The organism is Flectobacillus major DSM 103 (assembly GCF_000427405.1).
Classification (GTDB): Bacteria; Bacteroidota; Bacteroidia; order Cytophagales; family Spirosomataceae; genus Flectobacillus; species Flectobacillus major.
In genome coordinates this window covers 4,215,349-4,235,397 of sequence record NZ_KE386491.1, presented here as the reverse complement: position 1 = coordinate 4,235,397, position 20,049 = coordinate 4,215,349, and the positions used below count along the sequence as shown (strand labels likewise).

The following is a 20,049-nucleotide window of genomic DNA, read 5'->3' as shown; positions in this document are numbered from 1 at the left end:
AATGCTTTTTTAGATACACTTGATTTTAGCACTTTTGACAAAGTAAATTATAAGCGTATTAGAAAATGAAAAAGTGGTAAAATTCGACTCTAAGAAGCGAATTTTACCACCTGTAATAAGAAGGTTGAATTACGAACGGTTTGCCGTTGCAATGCCATATTTTAATAGCTTCATCATATAACTGTTGAAGTTAAAACCCAAACTGATTTTGGCAGATAAACAAAATGGAAATACATTAAACAAGGGTATGTATTTTCACTACAACGGTATTTATCCGTACAAAGGTTGGTCAAACAGCTCAACTTCTGGTACTTGGCTAATATCCAACAATTGGACTTTGTATCTCAAGTAAGCAGGTGTTTCTAAATCTGCCTCAGCTGGCGTTTTTTGGCAAAAAGCATCTATCATTTTGCGAATACGCAGCGAATCGTCCTCATGTTTGAAATTGAATTGCATAATAGGTTTTGCTTCAGGTTTATCCTCTACAACAAGTTCTTCTTCCTCCTCTTCTTCTTCGTACACAACTACAGGTTGTTTTGATACAACATGTGTTGGAGTTATTACTTTTTCACCTTCCTTTTTTTCAGTTTTTGCTTTTACCACCGTTTTCTTTTCCTCTTCTTTGATATTATTCAAATTAATCGGGAGTGGTGCATCTTCGGGTAGGTCAAATCCTGCTGCAATAACCGTCACTCGCATTTCTTCGCCCAAATCATCGTCGATAATAAAGCCCAATTTAAAACCAGCAGGGGCATCACCAATTTCTTTCATGATATAATCAGTGATAATTTGTTGCTCTTTTACCCCCATTACTTTGGCTTTACTTGTAGCCACAGTAACAAGAATACGTTTGGCACCTTTAATATCTTTGTTGTTGAGCAAAGGCGAATCCAAGGCACTTTTAATTACTTCTGCCGCTCTATTTTGTCCTTTAGATGAAGCAGTACTCATGACAGCTTGTCCTGCATTGCTGAGTACTTTTTTCACATCTTTAAAGTCTGCATTGATTTTACCAGACTTTGTGATTACTTCTGCAACCGATTTTGCGGCATTGGCCAATACATCGTCGGCATGTTCAAAAGCTTCGAGTATATTCAAATCTTCATAGATTTCTAGCAATTTATCGTTCAAGACTACCAACACTGTGTCGCAAGTACGCTGTAGCTCCTCGATACCCCGCATAGCGGCATCAATTTTTTCTGTTCCTTCCCAAGAATAAGGGGCTGTAACAATGGCAACCGTTAAAATATCTAAACTCTTTGCAATTTTTGCTATTACAGGAGCAGCCCCCGTTCCAGTACCCCCTCCCATACCTGCTGTAATAAATACCATTTTGGTATTTCCTTCTAGCAAGGCCGTAATTTGGGCAGCACTTTCTTCGGCAGCTAATTTACCCTGTTCTGGCTCTGTTCCCGCACCCAAACCTTCTGTCAATATTGCTCCTAATTGTAATTTGGTAGGAACAGAATTGTCGTTCAAGGCTTGTAAGTCGGTGTTACAAACGATAAAATCAACATCCTGAATTTTCATGTCATACATATGGCGAACGGCATTACTACCGCCACCGCCTACACCTATGACTTTGATAATGTTTGAAGGCTTATCATCCTTGAGTTCGATATTATGATCAAAAAATGCCATACTTTTATAAAGGTTAAGGATTATACTGTTTTAAGTAAGGAGTTATGCTAATTGTAGGACTTTATGGGATTCTACTTCATTAATTTTCAAATTTACGAATAAAATTAAGTTCTTCGTAACCTTATCAGTGGCATTGTTTGAGATAAATTTAATAAAAAAAATCTATTATTCAACTGTTCCCCATTTCCACTCACGTCCTAGCTCTAATTCTTTTCTCAAGTTTTGCTTAATAAAAAAGTCACGAGTTGCATAATAGTCTAGTTTTTTTGCAGGAATTGCCTCGGTATTGGCTATGGCATACAGCATCATAGCGGTATAACGCACAGTATTTAGCATTTCATCTTTCTTGATTAAATCAAAGCTATCACAGTTGGCATGATAACACCCTACGGCATCAGGAGCAATACTACCAATAGGCGAAGCCGTCGGAATACCTTCTAGCATAAAGCTTTGGTGGTCGGAGTGTAGGCCCGCTTGATTAATAACTGTGTTTTTGTAAGCTGGGTCTACCTTTTGAATCACCGCTCCTATTTTAGTAAACAAGTCTACCATTTCTCCACGACCAGATGTGTTGAAGCCATTGGCATTGTTAGCCATATCAAGGTTAAACATGAAGGCGATTTTATCGAGGGTATTGCTTTTGTTGGCTTTCTCAATCATAGCCTTTGAGCCTAACAGGCCTTCTTCTTCGCCCATAAACATCACAAATTCAATAGTACGTTTAGGTTTGATACCTAGGGCCTGAAATGCACGAGCTACATCTAGGATAGAAAATGAGCCAATACCGTTATCCAATGCTCCCTGAGCTAAATCCCACGAATCTAAATGGCCACCAATTACAATTTTTTCATCCTTAAAACGCTTGCTATCGCCTTTGATAGTAGCAATAACATTACGAGCTTTAATCATGCGACTAAAGTTTTTCATATCGATCATAGCTACAAGGTTGGGTTCTTGACTTAGCCATGCTCTTATTTCCATTCCACTCTCTAACGAGACACATACCGCAGGAATTTCTATTAACCCTCCTGTTACCGAAGCTGTACCTGTCAACAAAACATTTCCTTTTACGGTATTCACAAAAATAACGCCCGCTGCCCCATACTGAGTAGCCAATGCGGTTTTTTCAGAACGGTGCAAGTTACGGGGCCCTTTGATTGGAGCAAGTAAGCCAATATTCACCAAGGCTATTTTGCCTGGAAGCTTATCTTTTACGGCCTGAAAGTCGACCTCTAGGCCATTGCCAACATCCACAATTTCGGAAGTTACTTTTGCTTCGACAGGAGTCATGGCTAAAGAAACTACTTCTACATCACGAAAATTGTCGCTTTTGCGAGGAGCAATAGACAAACTTACGGTGTCTCTTGACCAAGCCTCTACCTGAAAAGGTTGATACTTTACATCTTTAAATCCGTAAGATTTAAGCAGGTTATGTACATACTCTTCTGCTTTTTTACCATTGGAACTACCCGTTAGGCGGTGTCCAATTGTTTTACAAGCATACCCAAGCGTTTCGTATGCTTTTCCATTGGTTATTACCTCTTTATTAATCTGACGAAAAATCTCCTCTAGCTCATCAGCATCATCTTTGATAGGGTTATAAGCAGTGGCGGTAATTAATAATACTATGGCAATCAATCCGTATAGGCTTTTTCTCATGTTCTGGTTTTTCACAATAAATGTTAAGGTTGGATACTCAATATAATTTGCTACTTGATTAAATTTTTAGAGAGAATTATATCCCTAGGTTTATTTCAAATTGGTAAGTCGCTGTATTTCTACGGAAATTTACAAAAAAAGTCATTTGAAGTCTGCTTTATTTATGAGAATTTAGTAAACGTTGCTTTTCACTAAAAACAGACAAAGAGCTTCAAAATAGGTTGAAGCTCTTTGTCTGTTTACACAATAGTCAAAAAAACTACTTTGTTCCACCATATTGTTTTGGATATACCTCCTTTTGGTATTTCTCCCATTCTCCTTTTTTATAATGGTCATCACCAAAATAGGTAATAATTTGATGAAACTGTTTGGCTTCTTGATACCCCGGCACTGGCTGAATCATATTGAATTTTTCGTCCAGATACACCATCGTTGGAAAACTCATTTTGCCTTGTAGCAATGCTACACCTGCTTGATTATAGCCATTTTGCCAAATATACTTTTGTGTTCCTATTACGATATCGTCTTTCTGTTCTGCATCGAGCTTAACAGCATAAAACTTTTGATTCACATATTCGGCTACTTTAGCGTCTGTAAAAGTTTTTTGGTCCATTACTTTACACCAGCCACACCAGCCTGTGTACACATCAATTACAATTTTTCTTGGCTCTTTTTGTACAGCGGCGTATGCTTGCTCAAGGGTCATCCAGTTGATTTTACCAGATGATACCGCTGCTGTTTGTGCATTTGTTTTTGAAAAGAACAATACACATAATACTCCCAATAATATTTTTTTCATAACCTTAGGAAGTTGATTTGATTTTCTTTGCTAGTTGAACTGATTGATTCAGTTTCCACAAAGTTAAAGCCTTAGCTCAACATTCCTCCAACTTTTTGCAGTAATTTTAATGTCGCCTTAATTCCTTCGTCTTCGCTTAGTTCGTCGCCCTCAAATTCGATTCCGACATAGCCTTTAAATCCTGTCGATTTCACGATTTTCATCAACTTTACGTAATCAATATTGCGTTCGTTGCCTTGGGCATCAAATACGTTGGTTTTGGCACTTACACCTTTGGCAAAAGGCATCAATTCTTTTACACCTTCGTAGCGGTCGTATTCTTCTGTACAAACTTTCCAATTGGCAGGGTCACGCTTGATACAGAAGTTACCAAAATCGGGTAAAGTACCGCAGTTTTTCATATTAACGGCTTTCATTACACCAGCAAGCCACTGGCCATTTGACGAATACCCTCCGTGATTTTCTACAATAACATTGATATTCATGGTAGCGGCAAACTCACTCAACTTGGCCAAACCGTCGGCTGCATTTTTGGCTACCTCCTCGGCTGTACCTTTTCCGCCAGCATTTACACGAATGGTTTTGCAACCCAAAAACTTAGCAGCTTCTACCCATTTTTTATGATTATCTACTGTTTGAAGTCTTTTCTTTTCATCGGGGTCGCCCATTTCGCCTTCGGCATCGCACATAATCAGGTGATTTTTTACACCGTTGTCGTTACAGCGCATCAAAAGTTCTTTCAAATAAGCCGAATCCTTGCCATTCTCTTTAAAATCTTTGGTAGCCGACTTAAAACAAGTGTTTACATATTCTACAATCCCAATGCCAAAGTCTTTTTTTGCTTTCACTGGAAAATCTAAATTAGTCATCTGGCCACCAAAAATAGCTTTGTGTAACGACCATTCGGCTAAAGAAATTTCAAAGAACATTTTTTTAGATGAATCATTGGCCATTAATATTTCTGGCGAAATAGCTAACATACCACTTGTAGCGGCAAATGTTTTTAAAAAGTCACGACGTGAATTCATGGATATTGATTGTTAAATTGTTTATTGGTAATTTTCTTGTTGGAACAGGGAAAGTTATTGAAATTACATGAAGAAAAAAAAGGTATTGTAGGGTATTCTTATGGATTGTCGTGAAACGATTCTACTAGTTTTATTTGTTAGGTCTAGTAATCTATTAAAAAACATATTTCTCCGATAAAAACAACCTATGGCTTTTAAGCATTACCGAAACGACAAATACCTTCAGGCTGAAGAAAATCGCCAGGAGTTGGGATTTGGCAAACAAATCAACACAAATACTAGATTGATTAATAAAGATGGAAGCTTCAATGTAAAACGTATTGGAGGCTCTTTTTGGAGTCAAATCAATATTTATCATCGTCTTATTACTTGTTCGTGGTATCGTTTTTTTATGGTTGTGGTGATTTACTTCATTGTTGTCAATCTCCTTTTTGCTACTACTTATAATTTGATTGGCATGGAGTTTCTGCATGGGGCCGACATCAGTACGCCTACCATGCGGTTTATGGATGCTTTCTTTTTTTCGGCTCAAACCCTAACTACTGTAGGGTATGGCCGTATTGCTCCTACGGGGCTACTCATGAGTACAGTGGCTTCTGTCGAATCGCTTTTGGGGCTAATGGGGTTTGCTATTGCTACGGGGCTGTTGTATGGTAGGTTTTCGAGACCCATTGCTTTTATTTTGTACTCCGAACAAGCGGTTATTGCTCCGTATTTGGACATGACAGGCTTGATGTTTAGAATTGTCAATGAGCGAGCCAATCAAATTATTGATTTGTCGGTAGAAGTTAATTTGTCGGTACTTGAAACCGACGAAACTGGCAAAAAAAATCGTACTTATACAAGGCTACACCTCGAAAGAAGTCGGGTTAATTTTTTTCCAGGAAGCTGGACAATTGTACACCCTATTACCGACGATAGCCCAATTTTTGGGCTTACCCAAGAGCAACTCTTGGAAAAGCAAGCCGAACTACTGGTGTTGATTAAAGGTACAGAAGATACTTTTAATCAAACGGTACATTCTCGCAACTCGTATCATGCTCGTGAAATTGTTTATGGAGCTAAATTTAAGTCAATGTTTAGCGACATCAGCGATACAGGAATGGTACACCTCGATTTACGAAAACTTTCGCAAACCTTCGATGTGCCATTGGCAAGTCCATTATTCCCTGAGGTAGAAGAAGAAAACAGCACAGAAAAACCAAAGTGATTTGTAATTTTACCATCAGGATTAAACAAGTTTCGATTTTAATTAAAAAAAAATGCAAAAACCTCCATTTTTACAAAAAGGCGATACCGTTGGTATAGTGGCCCTTGCTTGGAAAGTTGATTTTGAAGATTTAAAACCCGCTATTGCCTTGCTGGAAAATGAATGGGGGTTAAACGTTGTTTTAGGAACATCGCTTGAGGGAAATTATTTTCAATATGCAGCTCCTGATGCTGTTCGTGCTAAAGATTTTCAGGAAATGTTAGATAATCCCACTATCAAAGCCATATTTTCGGCTCGTGGTGGATATGGGAGTACCCGAATTATCGACCTGATTGACTTCACTTATTTTCGCCAAAATCCTAAATGGGTAATAGGGTTTTCTGATATTACGGGGGTTTTGTGCCATATCAATAACTTTTATATCGAGAGTATCCATGGGGTAATGCCGAAGGTTTTTCTACAAGAAAATGGGGCTATTAGCTTAGCATCGCTTTATAATGTATTGTTTGGACAAGCTATTAATTATCAAATTGATAGCCTACCTATTAATCATAAAGGAAAAGCTCTGGGGCAACTTGTGGGCGGCAATTTGGCCATATTAGTACATATTATAGGTACGGCATCAGAAGCAGATTTTAGTGGAAAAATATTATTTATAGAAGACGTTGGCGAACACCACTATGCTATCGACAGAATGATGGTTCAGCTCAAAAGAACAGGGATATTGGCCAAATTGGCAGGATTAATAGTGGGGCATTTTTCGGATTTACTCGACAGTGAAACCCTTTATGGCAAAAACGCTCATCAAATCATCAATGAGGCCGTTGCCGATTATCAGTATCCTGTATGTTTCGGTTTTCCTGTGGGGCACGAAGCCCAAAATTGGGCATTACCACTAGGGCGTGAGGTTTGCCTGACGGTCTTGGAACAACACACAACCCTTACCGAAACTATAGCTTAGGGTATGTTGACAGAAGAAGATTTAACATTTACTACATCATATAAATATGCTTGCTAAAACCTACGGAAGTGCCGTCCAGGGCGTAGATGCCACTATTATAACTGTCGAAGTCAGTGAAGGACAAGGACAAAATTTATTCATTGTAGGCTTGCCCGATGGAGCTGTAAAAGAATCGGCTCATCGGGTAGAATCGGCCATCAAACAAGCTGGTTATTTTTTTCCACGTACCAAAGTGGTTGTCAACCTAGCTCCTGCCGATATCCGAAAAGAAGGCTCTGCTTATGATTTGCCCATTGCATTGGGGATTATCCATGCTTCTGGACAAGCAAACCTTGCTCCCCTCGAAGAATATGTTATTATGGGCGAACTGGCTTTGGATGGGGCTTTACGCCCAATTAAAGGGGTTTTGCCTATTGCAATTGAAGCTCGTAGGAAAAATTTTAAAGGTTTTATTTTGCCTGTAGAAAATACAGCAGAGGCTTCTATTGTCAATAATTTGGATGTTATTGGGGTCAAAAATATCCAAGAGGCGATTAATTTTCTCAAAGGTACATTGGCGATTGCTCCAACTGTAACCGACACCAGAGATATTTTCTTTAACTCACAAAACGATTATGATGCCGACTTTTCGCATGTTCAAGGACAAGAAAATATCAAAAGAGCCTTAGAAATTGCCGCCGCAGGTGGGCATAATGCTATTATGATTGGCCCTCCAGGGGCTGGAAAAACCATGTTGGCCAAAAGGCTTCCTTCAATTTTGCCACCGCTGACATTGCACGAGGCATTGGAAACCACAAAAATACATTCGGTAGCAGGTAAGTTAGGTTCAAAAACGGGTTTGATTTCAACTCGTCCTTATCGTTCGCCACATCATACTATTTCGGATGCTGCCCTTGTGGGTGGTGGTAGCAATCCGCAGCCTGGCGAAATTTCGTTGGCTCATAATGGTGTGTTATTTTTGGACGAATTGCCCGAATTCAAAAAAACAGCTTTGGAAGTCATGCGACAGCCTTTAGAAGAACGAAAAGTGAGTATATCACGGGCAAGATGGGCGGTAGAATTTCCTTCTAATTTTATGCTGATTGCTAGCATGAACCCTTGCCCTTGTGGCTATTATAACCATCCCGACAAAGATTGTTCTTGTGCACCCGGTACGGTTCAAAAATATTTGAACAAAATTTCGGGGCCATTGCTCGACCGAATCGACCTACACGTAGAGGTTACACCTGTTAATTTTGAACAATTATCATCCAACAGAAAATCGGAGTCTAGTGCCGAAATCCGTGAACGAGTGATTAAAGCTCGGGGTATTCAAACCGAACGATTTAAAGCTTATCCAGAAATACATTCCAACGCCATGATGCCCTCGCAGATGGTCAAGGAAATTTGCCAACTCGAACCCGTTGGTATTTTACTGCTCAAAAAAGCCATGGAAAGACTACAACTTTCAGCAAGAGCCTACGACCGTATCTTGAGGGTTTCTCGTACCATTGCCGATTTGGCGGGTACACCCGAAATACGCACCGAACATCTGGCCGAAGCCATTCAGTACAGAAGCCTCGACCGAGAAAATTGGGCAGGGTAATATAGATTTATCAAACCCCAACTTGCCGATATAATTTTTGATATTGTTGGGGTTTGAGTTGCATAATGGCTTTGAACGAACGATTGAAATGCGATAAATTATTAAAACCACTTTCGTAAGCTACCTGCGAAATACTCAGTTTTTCTTCTGCCAATAGTTTGCAGGCATGACCAATCCGTAATTCTAACAAAAACTGAAAATAGGTTTTGCGGGTATGGGTTTTAAAATATCTACAAAATGAATTAACACTTATATTGGCCACCTCTGCCACTTCCTCCAATGTTATTTCTCTTGTAAAATTATTGAGCGAAAAAGAATAAATCTGGTCTATGCGTTTGGTGTTTTGCTCATCGAGCGTCGCACTATCGTCGGTTTTAGACAATTCTTGTACATCGCTGGCATTGGCCATTCGGCGAAGTACTTTCAACAACAGTATTACTCTATCTATACTGGTGGCATCTAGCATACTCGCCATCAGTACTCCTATTTCGTCTCTAGCTTCGCCCCGAATTAACAAGCCTTTTCTGGCTCGAATAAATAAGTCATTCAAAACAACTGCTTCGGGCATTTTCAAAAAGCCTTCTCCCCAAAAGTTAGCATCAAAGTGAATCACCGTTGACCTCGATTGCAAGTCCATACTTTGTTCAAAATAATGAGGGTCGCTTCTAAAAAAATGCGGGGCATTCGAGCCAATAAAAATCAGGTCGTCTTCACGGTAATTGCTCACGCCATCGCCTACTAGCAACATTCCTGTACCTGCATGGATATGTACAATTTCCAATTCGGGGTGATAATGCCAATGGCTGTAAAAATACGCCACGATGTCTTGTCGTATGCTAAATGACTGCTCAGGCATAACCTGAACTTTGCGAAATAAGGGCTTCATTGTGAGTAAATTACTATGGTTATCTACAAAAATATAGAGATTATGCCAATATAGTATCAAAACCTACTAATTAAAGAAAAGTTTCATTCATTTTTTTTCGCTCTCTTTGTAAAGAAATTTTACCATAATATCTTCCTATAATTCAATTAACAACTTTAGCGAATTCTATGAAAAAATTAACAGCCTGTGAGAATCTAGCATTGTGGCAGCAATTTAAGTCGGGAGATGTAAATGCTTTTCAGTTGGTTTATTTAACATACCACAAAGCCCTAATTCGCTATGGTAATAAAATTTCGGTAGATTCCGAATTGGTCATGGATGCTGTACATGATTTGTTCTTGAATTTATGGAATAGAAGAGGTAATTTGTCGGATACCGATAATATTGAGCCATACCTCAAAACATCTTTACGACACGAATTGGTACGTCGTGTTACCGATTCTCGCAATAGCTATTCGTTCGATAGCTCGCCCGAATTAGCCCATCAGTTTGAGCGAAATGCCTTTTACTTTCAACACGAAACCGACGAACGAGAAGCTACTTTCCAACGACTTGAGCGTGCTGTACAAGATTTGTCGCCAAGGGTTTTGGAAACCCTCAAAATGCGTTATTTCGATAAAATGGGAAACCAAGAAATTGCCGATAAAATGGGGATCAATTACCAGTCGGTCAACAACAACATTCACCGTGGAGTCGAGGCTCTGAGAGCTCGTTTTTACAAAGGTTAATCAACTACTTTTTTATAAATACAACATTAATTTAGAAGGATTTAACTAGGCCTGTTCCTTAAATCAATCGTATATTGTAGCGGTATCTCTTTGGATTGCCGCTACAAATTTGCCTTAAAACCCTTGGGTATTTTTGATATATTAAAGCATTTCAATACCCCATTTTGCCAGAAAATACTATCTAATTCATTACCCAAAAGCCTGTAAGCTACCTCCCAAAGCCATTTATTATCCTGTATTTCTCAGTAAATTAGGCTACCTTTGTAGCGTATAATCGAGAAAAATACGCATATCGCATGAACTATATTGAACTAAAGTTGACTGTAAATCCTGAATTTGCAGATATTTTTATGGCCGAATTGGGCGAAATTGGCTTTGAAACATTCACAGAAGAAGCTTATGGCCTCAACGCTTATATTACCGAGGATTTGTTTTCGGAAGAAACTATCGACGAAATCATGGAACGCTATTTGGCCATGACTCCTATTAGTTATAGCTATACGACTTTAGAAAAGAAGAACTGGAATGAGGAATGGGAAAAAAGTTATGAGCCAATCAGCGTAAATGGTTTGGTACGTGTACGTGCGAGTTTCCACGAACCCGACAACCAACACCGTTTTGATATTGTGATTAATCCTAAAATGTCGTTTGGTACTGGACACCACGAAACCACTTCGATGGTTTTGGGTATTCAAGGCTCACAATTGGCTGAGGAGCATCAGGGTAAAAAAGTACTTGATGTTGGTTGTGGAACGGGTATTTTGGCAATTATGGCAGCCAAATTAGGTGCTAGCTATGTGTCGGCTTTTGATATTGAAGAATGGGCTGCCGAAAATTCTCGCGAGAACGTGGAGTTGAACCATTGCGAAGGTGTCGTGGTAAGACAAGGAACTATCGACGACGAACCAGCAGATCTGTATGACATCGTCTTGGCAAATATCAATCGCAATATTCTAATGCGTGATATTCCGAAATATGTGACTTTTATGTTGCCAAAAGCCTATTTGGTCGTGAGTGGTTTTTATGAGCATGACATCGCAGATATTGAGCAAGTAGCTAACGAAGCAGGTTTGAAAAAGACCTTTTTTGATACCAAAAATAACTGGGCATCGGTTGTTTTTGAAAGAGAGTAATTGCTATTGATTATCTATAATTAGTCGATTTCTAACAAAAAAGGGATAAAGTCTATCAATTAAACTTTATCCCTTTTTCGATATAAGTTGGTAGAGACTCAATGCTTTGTATCTCCAAGCCAGTTACCCCAATATTTGGTTAACACCTAAGAATCAATGGTTTTATTGACATTTGAATTCGAGCGAATATCAGCGTTTTTTAGTATTATGAAAATCAATAGGTAGAAAATAAAAGAATCTTTATTAGCGGACAATCTAATCTGCTAATAAAGATTCTTTTAGGGAAAACCCCATTATTTCAGCTCTTATTTCTTAATTATTCCTTCTAAAACTTTAGGGTCTCCGTCGATTGGAGGAGTGCTAATACCCAAAAGCTGTGCAACAAACGGATACACATGAATATTTTGGAACGGTGCAATTTTTACGCCTTTCTTAATATTAGGGCCATTAGCATAAAAAATAGCTCCCATTTCGGGCGTTACATTAGGGTCAAATCCGTGTACACCCCACACTTTACGTTTTTCAGGTTTTTTGGCTAAAGATTCTTTGTTATAAAAACCATAACCAGGCTCTACAACCAACAACATATCTCCAATACGAGCATTGGTATTAAAATGCAAACTTTCGGGAATATCGGCTTTCTTGTAGATTTTAAAATGATTTTGTTTGGCTACAATAGCGTTATAGATTTCGTCTTCTTTTGCTTTATTTTTCAAAAAGATATTTCCGTGCGTACTATTATTAACAAACAAGAAATCTTCTTTATGTAAGCCTTCTAAAAAATTATCAGCAATAATAAACGTTTCGGGTCTATTTTGCATTTCGTACATACCGTGGTCGGCTGTAAGAATTACATTGACTGGCAATTTGATTTTTTTCAAACCATTCATCAACATTCCTACCAAGCTGTCGGCTTCCATTACTGCAGCCCTAGTTTCTGGCGAGTTAGGGCCATACTCATGACCTTGGGTATCTACCATCGAAAAATAAATGGTCATTAAATGAGGACGTTCGGCTTCGGGCAAATTCAACCAGTCAAATACTGCTTGAACACGTGTTGGATGAGGTACTTTGTCGTCGAAACGATGATAGTAACTTGGATACTCGCCCGCAATTTTGGCCTCTGAACCTACCCAAAAATACGAGGCGGCTTTCATGCCATTTTGCTGTACCAGCTGCCAAATAGGCAAGCCCCCATAATAGTAGGAGTCTTCTACTTTGTCTCGCTGGCGAATAGAATAAAAAGTATCACGCCCTTGGTCGTAAAAAGTATTGTCTATCAAACCATGATGGTCTGGATATAAGCCTGTTACTAAGGTATAGTGATTAGGAAACGTTTTACTAGGGTATGAAGGATACATTACCTCTGCGGCAGCTCCTTTTTTGATAAATTTTTTGATGTGCTTTACGGGGTATTTATTGATATAATCATAGCGAAAGCCATCAAATGATACCATTACAACATAGGGTTTGGTGTTGTTTTGAGCCAATGAGGCCAAACACCAACAACTCAAAACTAAAAGACTCAGGATTTTTTTCATGAAGTGTAATATTAAAATATGGAGAAATGTTGCTTCTTAAAATCAAAGATAAATACCATCATTCTTGATTTTGCCTCAAATTTAGAGGTAAAATCAATACTGTTTATGCAAATCAAACAATTCCTGCTGTTTTTACTTTATCTTACTAATTCGACACAGTTTTATCTAATACCCTTTTTGTTTTGGCAATACCTTTGCAAAAAAGTCGTTATTTTTACGAATAACCTATTGTTTACCGATGGGTGAATTTGAAACGTTGAAACAGGTTTTTACCTCAGATTACACAACTTATTTAAAACAAAATCAATGAAACTCAAAATTTACTTTTTGATAATGCTCGGAACGCTCATTTCTTCGCTATCGTACAGCCAAGGATTGCGGTTATCTGACAAACCTGAAGAATTTTTAGCTGATGCCCAAAATATACTCACCGTTTCGGGCAATCCTCAGGCAGCCAGTATTGCTCAGGCTTTTGAAAAACTCTGGACAAGCGATAAGCTTACCAGTACCCAAAAAGCCAAAATAGCAAGTGTAAGCAATTTTTTGTTCAAAAAGGGCTATAAACCTCCTCATTTTGCCAATATTTTTGAGGCTATTAATCAAGGGGTTACTACAAGCCTTATTGCATCAACTACCCTCGATGCTTTTTTAGAAACACTACGGAAGTCTGCAGAAAGTACCGATACCAAAACAACTTTACGTTATATCGACATCAGTAAGCTACTGTTTGGCAACAAAGCTATTTATTTTACCAACTACAATCGCCTTTATGCCTTCGATGGTAGTATTTCGTTTCAATTTAACGAACAAAAGGTAGAACTAGCCCCTGCCAATTCGACAACAAATACCGCTACACCTGCCAAAATAGATGACTGGGACGACAGTCCTCCTGTGGCTGGTGGTACTACCACAGCACCTACCAATGAAGAAGCACCTCTATTCCTCAATCCTGGGCCTGCTATTGTTTTCAAAAACATTAATCTTTCCATTGCCACAGCCAACGATTCGGTAACGCTTCAGGGTACAAGTGCGTCGTTGGGTATTAAAGATGGCGTATTGATAGGAACAGGAGGTAAATTTTCGTGGGAAAGCCTCGGTCAAGCCGACGTTTTTGCTGTTTTGAACAATTACAGCATGGATATTCGCAGTCCGAAGCTCCGAGCTGAGTCAGCTACCTTAACCTACCCTCAAAAAATAACAACTCCAATAAAAGGTATTTTTGAATTTCAGAGTAAAAAACGAGCAAAAAATGCTCCTGCGGGTTTTCCAAGATTTATGTCTTTCCAAAATGATGTTATCTTAAAAAACAGCCTCGACTTTGATTATCGTGGGGGCTTTGCTTTGGCTGGTAATAATATTTCAAGTACCTCGATCAACGAGAAATATGCTACCATTGCTGTAAAAAAAGATGGAAAAATAGCCTTTAAGATTTCATCTCGTAAATTTGAGATCGGCGACTCGCTGATTACTGCACCTGCTGCTACTTTTGTAGGATATTTTGCTGGAAATGACTCTATCTATCACCCTTCTGGCAAACTCATTTACGACCGAAAACAACAAGTATTGCGTTTGAGCAAGGTTGACAATGGTGGCTTCAAAGAGGCTGCTTATGCCGATAGCTATCATAAGCTCGAAATATCGGCCGATGCTATGCGTTGGAGTTTGAAAGACCATAAGGTTGATTTCTATATTTTGGTAGCCAAAAATGTAGTACCTGCCTTATTTGAATCTTTTGACTATTATAACCCTGAGCGTTTTAATAAGATTTCCGAAAATTTTAATTTCAACCCTCTTTTGGTTGTTTATAATTATACCAAAAAGAATAATGTAAATAATGTAACGCTTACGGAACTGGCCAAAGCTTACCAAAAAGATGTTAATAATTTAAGGCCTGTCTTTTTGGCAATGATGCAAAAGGGTTATTTTGAATATGACCCCGATGTAGAAAAAATCAAACTTTCACGCAAAGGCGACCACTACTTGTCGGTATACACTACCAAAAAAGACTACGACAACTTCCTGATTCCGTCGTATTATGCCACCAGCAGCAAAGATACCACCTCCAACGCCACCCTCAGCCTTACCGACAACCAGCTGATTATCAGAGGTGTAAAACAATTCTACCTTTCTGATTCGTTGAATGTATATATGGCTCCTTACGACAACCTGATCAAGGTAAACAAAGACCGAAACTTTGGTATAAGTGGCGAGCTAAAAACTGGTAATTTCCGCTTTAGAGGCAAAGATTTATCTTTTAATTATGGCGAATTCAGTGTTAAGCTCAACAAGATTGACTCTATCACTTTTATCCCTCAAAAAGAACTTGCCAAAAGAGGACGAACCGAAATCGGTGGCGACCTCAAATACGAATCGGGTACAATTTATATCAATAAATCCAATAATAAATCGGGACGACAACGCCTTGTTGAATATCCTCGCTTGGTAATTCCTACAGGTGTAACAGCCTATTTTGACCAAGCTTATCGAGAAAACATGGCTTATAGCAAAAAAATATACTTCAAAGTGCCAAGTATTGATTTTGACAGTTTAAATATTAAAGACATTGACTTTGTTGGAACGTTCTATTCCGACGGTATTTTCCCTCCTTTCAAAGAAACGCTTATTTCTATGCCCGACAATACACTTGGCTTTAGCCACAAGGTAACCGAAGGGAAATACAGCCTTTATAATACCAAAACCTTTATGAAGTTTGCAGGGCCGTTGGTAATGGATAAACGTGGCCTGCATACCGAAGGCGAAATCAACCACTTGACCGCTCAGATTCAGGCCAAAGAAGCCTTATTTACCCAAGATTCGGTGATTGCATCGGGAACAACGGGTCGGATCAATGAAGGTAATGTTGGGCAGGCATATTTTACCAAAGTAGATATTAAAAACTACTCACTCAAATGGCAACCTAAAGTAGATAGTATGCTTATCGAAACCAAAGGAAATTCTTTTGACTTCTATGCAGGTAGCTCGAAACTCGAAGGAAAATTATTGGTACGCCAATCGGGTATATTTGGGTTTGGGAAGGTACTTCGCCAAGACTCCGAAACTCAATCAGATAACTTTAAGTTTGGCAAAGAAGCCTTCAGTGCCGAACCGTCCAACCTTATGGTAGGGAACAACCTCAAATCGGCCAAACCTGCCTTATTGGGTAAACACATGAATGTCAACTTCAACTTGGCTACGGGTAAAGTAAGTATCAAAACACCTGCAAATCTACGATTGGAAGACTCTACGAGTTTGTATTTCCCTTACACGGCTTATCGTACCTCTATAACTAGTGCAGAATGGGACATCAACCAGAAAACTATTACGATGAAAGGCGATATTAAAAGCTCCACTTTTACGTCTATCGAGCCATCACAGGAAGGACTAACATTCAATGGCTCTGAGGCTCTTTACGAAATCGAAAGACAAGCTTTGAATATTAGTGGTGTACCATTTATTAAATCGGCCGATGCCAAAATTATTCCCGATAAAGGGCTAGTTTCTATTCGTCGTGATGCTGAAATGCGAAGCTTCCAAAATGCCAAATTACAAATCGATACACTCAATAGCTATCATAATTTGGTGAATGGCAATATCCGTATTGTATCTCGAAGCAAATTTGAAGGTGATGCCTTCTATCGTTTCCCTAATTTGATAAGTGATACTATCAATATTAAAATGGGTGATTTTGAATTCAAAGAAACTTCCCTAGAAGATAGAAAAGGTAAAAAATTGAAGGGATTGACCACTACTGCCAAAGCTACCATTGGAGAAAATGACAAATTCCATATTTCTTCTAAAATCTTGTATCGAGGCAACATCACAATGACTGCCGCCGAGAAAAACCTCAAAATGGATGGTTTTGTAAAACCCGAAAGCAAAAGCCGAAGCGATGTAATCAGCTGGGTAGCCTACAAAGGCAATAGTACCGACAACGTCAATATTGACATTCAGCCCAACCTCAAAGGCGACCTCAATACAACTTTGTTTGCGGGTTTGCATTTCAGAACGGCATCGGCTGGGCTTTATACCAGTTTCTTGACCGACAAGCCCGACCCCAAAGACGAAGACATTTTTGTGGTACACGGCAAGCTCAGAGATATTCCTAAAAGTAGCCGCTTTGAGGTAGGGCCTGACGAAACCGAAAAGTCGTATGAAGCTACTCGCTATATTTACGATGATACCAAGAAAACCCTCAACTTGGAAGGTAATTTCTCTTTCTTTCAGCCCAACAATTATATCCAAGCAACGGGTTTTGGTGAAATGAGAATCGACAGTGGCAAGCACAAATTTGACCAGATGTTGGTTATCAATTTCCCTATGCCTTCGGAAGTGCTAAAAGCTATGGCTGACAAAATCGTTAAAGTAAACCTTGATTCGAGAGACAATGATAGTGCCGATGAACCCGAAGATAAAGAGAGGCTTATGTCCAAATTGGCCAATTTGCTAGGCAACAAAACCATCGAACCGTTTGAACGTCGCCTAAAAAATGAACACGTACCTTTGCACAGTATTTCATCAAAACTGAATACGTCTTTGGTAATCTCAAAGGCTAATTTGAGGTATTCAGATATTCGTTCGGCATTTTATTCAATTGGCAAGCTAGGTATTGCAAGTATTGGAAGCACCGACATCAACGCCCAAATAGAAGGATATTTAGAAATCCGTAAAACGGTTGAAGGCGATGAGTTTTACCTTTATTTAGAACCTAGCCCCGATGTTTGGTATTTTATGGGGTATATCAAAAACGAAATGGGCGTTATCTCGTCGGATGATGAATTTAACAATGCCGTAGCCGCAAAAGCCAAAGGTGTAAAAAAAGGTAGTGGTAAAAATGCCTATATTTTTCTGGGTGTGGGTGCAGAAGAAAAAATTGGATTTACAGAATACTTCCAAGACAACTACAGAACTAAGTCGGAAAGAGGTAAGAAAATAACCAAAAAAGACGAGAAAAAAGACGAAAAGAAAAAAGAAGAGGCTAAAGAAGGTTTTTAGTATTGTTGCCTCAACATCCAGATAAATCATTATGCCGTATGTTTTAGCAAGCATACGGCATCATTGCTTTTCTAGCAGTTATTTACCCCAAAAACAACACTATTTTATTATATGTCTATAAGAGTAGTGATGTATCATAATAATCTTAAATTAATGATAAAATAAACTTTGAATTATACAGTATTTTCTAAAAAATGTGTATATTCGATACTATGAAAAAAATCTACTTTCTCATTTCCATACTGGTATCGTTCACACTGCTAAGCTGTGAAATAAATGATTATGTAGAACCAAAAGCTTTGCCAGAGCCAACTCAAGAAGGCCGTCAAACTTTTGGGGTGAAAATTAATGGCAATTTGTGGACACCCTTCCAGAAGTACCGTGTCAACCCTAACTTCAAACCTGCTCCTGTAGTGTGGGGCAAGCTCCAACAACAAACTCTACGTATTGCCGTAACCAACCAAGAAACCTTAGAATCTATTAGCCTTATGATTAACGGTGTAAATGGTATCGGAGAATACAAGTTTATGACTTACTATCCCAAAAATGCTTTAGAATTTTCTCCTTTTGCTAGCCTTTACCAAAGGTGTATCAATGGCAACTGTTCTCAATATGTGATTTGTAATACTTGCGATAACCAAGTAAACTTGACGCATTTTGATACTACCCGCAAAATATTTTCGGGTACATTTAGCGTTACTTTTCAGAAAAAAGACCACCCGCTCGAAACTATTACTCTTTCAGATGGTCGTTTCGACATCAAAGATTAGTGCTGAATGGGCTTTCTCTTCAATAACCAATAGCCGATTCCTCCCAATAAAAACAATACCCAGAGCTTTGCTACCAACAAAACCAAATCCTCAAACAAATACCACCCTTGTTTGATACTTCCCCACAATGCCACAAAAACATTAGGTCGAAAAATATGCTGATTATCTATATTAGGTAGTAGTTCGTGGTGCAGTTGTATAGCCTGATAAATATGTAAGTTTACCGTACTATAAGCCAGCTGGTCTTTTAGTTGCAAGGTTTCTACCTGCTTGTTATCGGCCTCCGACTGAATAGCATATAGGTTTTCCTCGGCAGTGGCGGTTTCGGCCAAACCCTTGGCTTTGGCTTGTACTTGCTTTGTATATTTTTTTTCAAATTGTGAAAAACGCTTTTTCCGCAAATCGCTAGCTACTAACATCAAGCTAACGTCGTTGGCACTTAGCTGTTGCGAGTCAAGGTACAACATCAATGGGCGAAGTTTTTCTAAAAAAATATCAAAATACGGTGTAGGTATTCTGACGATAATATCGCTATTTCTTTCAAAAGATTGATTTCTTAAAACAGAGTCTTCGCTTAAAGCTATTTCATGGCTATCTATTACCTGCGACGATAAGGTAGAGTGTGTCGTAAAGCCCCCTATTGACTCGGCCAATTGCCGAACCTGACTACTTGCATTTTGTACATCTTTAACCTTGAAGCGAAGGTCTGCGGTTCTCACAAACTTCCGTTCATTGGGTAACAATACGTCGTCATTCGCTGCTATATTCGCCGAATCGGCTGAACTCGTTTCGGCACTGAAACTTGCCTCAGATTTGCTTTCCGAGCAGGCATTCAGACACAGCAAACATACCCCTACCAAATACAGCCATAAAGATTTGAGCTTTTTCATAAGTAATAACGGTTTGATAAGATTGATTTTTCAGATAACGCTAGGTGATGTATGATATTTTAAATAATTAAAAACTTATTAATAAAAAATAAATTTAATCTTTATTTTTTATTAATAAGTTTTTATTCAACCTCATCGCTCTTGATGCCACACTCCTAGTTAGCCTAATAAACTATTACAAAAAATCACTTATCTCAAATACAAAACACTGATATTCAATAGACAA

At 38.7% G+C, this 20,049-nt stretch carries 14 protein-coding genes; 7 read left to right on the top strand and 7 right to left on the bottom strand.

Annotated elements, in window-relative coordinates; translation table 11 throughout:
- Positions 1 to 270 precede the first annotated feature (270 nt).
- The 4 genes from ftsZ to FLEMA_RS72680 form a co-directional block, all read right to left on the bottom strand.
- Positions 271 to 1,641: a cell division protein FtsZ gene (ftsZ, locus tag FLEMA_RS72695; RefSeq protein WP_044173064.1), complete on the bottom strand. Its 1,371-nt coding sequence runs from the start codon at positions 1,639 to 1,641 to the stop codon at positions 271 to 273.
- A gap of 165 nt (positions 1,642 to 1,806) precedes the next feature.
- On the bottom strand, positions 1,807 to 3,300 hold the full coding sequence (locus FLEMA_RS72690) for a M20/M25/M40 family metallo-hydrolase (RefSeq protein ID WP_044173062.1): 1,494 nt from the start codon (positions 3,298 to 3,300) through the stop codon (positions 1,807 to 1,809).
- Positions 3,301 to 3,559: 259 nt separating this feature from the next.
- Positions 3,560 to 4,099, bottom strand: coding sequence for a thioredoxin family protein (locus tag FLEMA_RS72685; RefSeq protein WP_044173061.1), 540 nt, complete (start codon positions 4,097 to 4,099; stop codon positions 3,560 to 3,562).
- 71 nt (positions 4,100 to 4,170) lie between these two features.
- Positions 4,171 to 5,127, bottom strand: a complete 957-nt coding sequence (locus FLEMA_RS72680; RefSeq protein WP_044173059.1) for a sugar phosphate isomerase/epimerase family protein — start codon at positions 5,125 to 5,127, stop codon at positions 4,171 to 4,173.
- A 187-nt stretch (positions 5,128 to 5,314) separates the two neighbouring features.
- Here FLEMA_RS72680 and FLEMA_RS72675 point away from each other — a divergent pair, with 187 nt between their 5' ends.
- Genes FLEMA_RS72675 through FLEMA_RS0145135 form a run of 3 tightly spaced genes read left to right on the top strand, consistent with a single transcriptional unit; the run spans position 5,315 to position 8,883 of the window.
- Entirely contained in the window at positions 5,315 to 6,337 is a 1,023-nt protein-coding gene (locus tag FLEMA_RS72675; RefSeq protein ID WP_044173057.1) for an ion channel, read from the top strand.
- 52 nt (positions 6,338 to 6,389) lie between these two features.
- Positions 6,390 to 7,298: a S66 peptidase family protein gene (locus tag FLEMA_RS0145145; protein WP_026997944.1), complete on the top strand. Its 909-nt coding sequence runs from the start codon at positions 6,390 to 6,392 to the stop codon at positions 7,296 to 7,298.
- 46 nt (positions 7,299 to 7,344) lie between these two features.
- Complete coding sequence (locus tag FLEMA_RS0145135; RefSeq protein WP_026996911.1) at positions 7,345 to 8,883, top strand: YifB family Mg chelatase-like AAA ATPase; 1,539 nt, start codon at positions 7,345 to 7,347, stop codon at positions 8,881 to 8,883.
- A 10-nt stretch (positions 8,884 to 8,893) separates the two neighbouring features.
- Here FLEMA_RS0145135 and FLEMA_RS72670 read toward each other — a convergent pair whose 3' ends face one another.
- Positions 8,894 to 9,769 carry an AraC family transcriptional regulator gene (locus FLEMA_RS72670; protein ID WP_044173055.1) on the bottom strand — a complete coding sequence of 292 codons (876 nt, stop codon included), beginning with the start codon at positions 9,767 to 9,769 and terminating at the stop codon, positions 8,894 to 8,896.
- 167 nt (positions 9,770 to 9,936) lie between these two features.
- Here FLEMA_RS72670 and FLEMA_RS0145105 point away from each other — a divergent pair, with 167 nt between their 5' ends.
- Positions 9,937 to 10,497 carry an RNA polymerase sigma factor gene (locus tag FLEMA_RS0145105; protein ID WP_026996909.1) on the top strand — a complete coding sequence of 187 codons (561 nt, stop codon included), beginning with the start codon at positions 9,937 to 9,939 and terminating at the stop codon, positions 10,495 to 10,497.
- Between the two features lie 296 nt (positions 10,498 to 10,793).
- Positions 10,794 to 11,630 carry a 50S ribosomal protein L11 methyltransferase gene (prmA, locus tag FLEMA_RS0145095; protein WP_026996908.1) on the top strand — a complete coding sequence of 279 codons (837 nt, stop codon included), beginning with the start codon at positions 10,794 to 10,796 and terminating at the stop codon, positions 11,628 to 11,630.
- Between the two features lie 305 nt (positions 11,631 to 11,935).
- On the opposite strand, the gene FLEMA_RS72665 is transcribed toward prmA, so the two are convergent.
- Entirely contained in the window at positions 11,936 to 13,171 is a 1,236-nt protein-coding gene (locus tag FLEMA_RS72665; RefSeq protein ID WP_044173053.1) for an alkaline phosphatase family protein, read from the bottom strand.
- Between the two features lie 306 nt (positions 13,172 to 13,477).
- On the opposite strand from FLEMA_RS72665, the gene FLEMA_RS0145045 reads away from it, so the two are divergent.
- Positions 13,478 to 18,163, top strand: coding sequence for a hypothetical protein (locus FLEMA_RS0145045; protein ID WP_026996906.1), 4,686 nt, complete (start codon positions 13,478 to 13,480; stop codon positions 18,161 to 18,163).
- Positions 18,164 to 18,375: 212 nt separating this feature from the next.
- The gene (locus tag FLEMA_RS0145035) at positions 18,376 to 18,933 is read left to right on the top strand and encodes a Riean_0653 family protein (RefSeq protein WP_044173051.1); all 558 of its coding nucleotides are present in this window, start codon (positions 18,376 to 18,378) and stop codon (positions 18,931 to 18,933) included.
- On the opposite strand, the gene FLEMA_RS72660 is transcribed toward FLEMA_RS0145035, so the two are convergent.
- Positions 18,930 to 19,823, bottom strand: a complete 894-nt coding sequence (locus tag FLEMA_RS72660) for a DUF4349 domain-containing protein (RefSeq protein WP_044173048.1) — start codon at positions 19,821 to 19,823, stop codon at positions 18,930 to 18,932. The genes FLEMA_RS0145035 and FLEMA_RS72660 overlap by 4 nt on opposite strands.
- Positions 19,824 to 20,049: the final 226 nt, after the last annotated feature.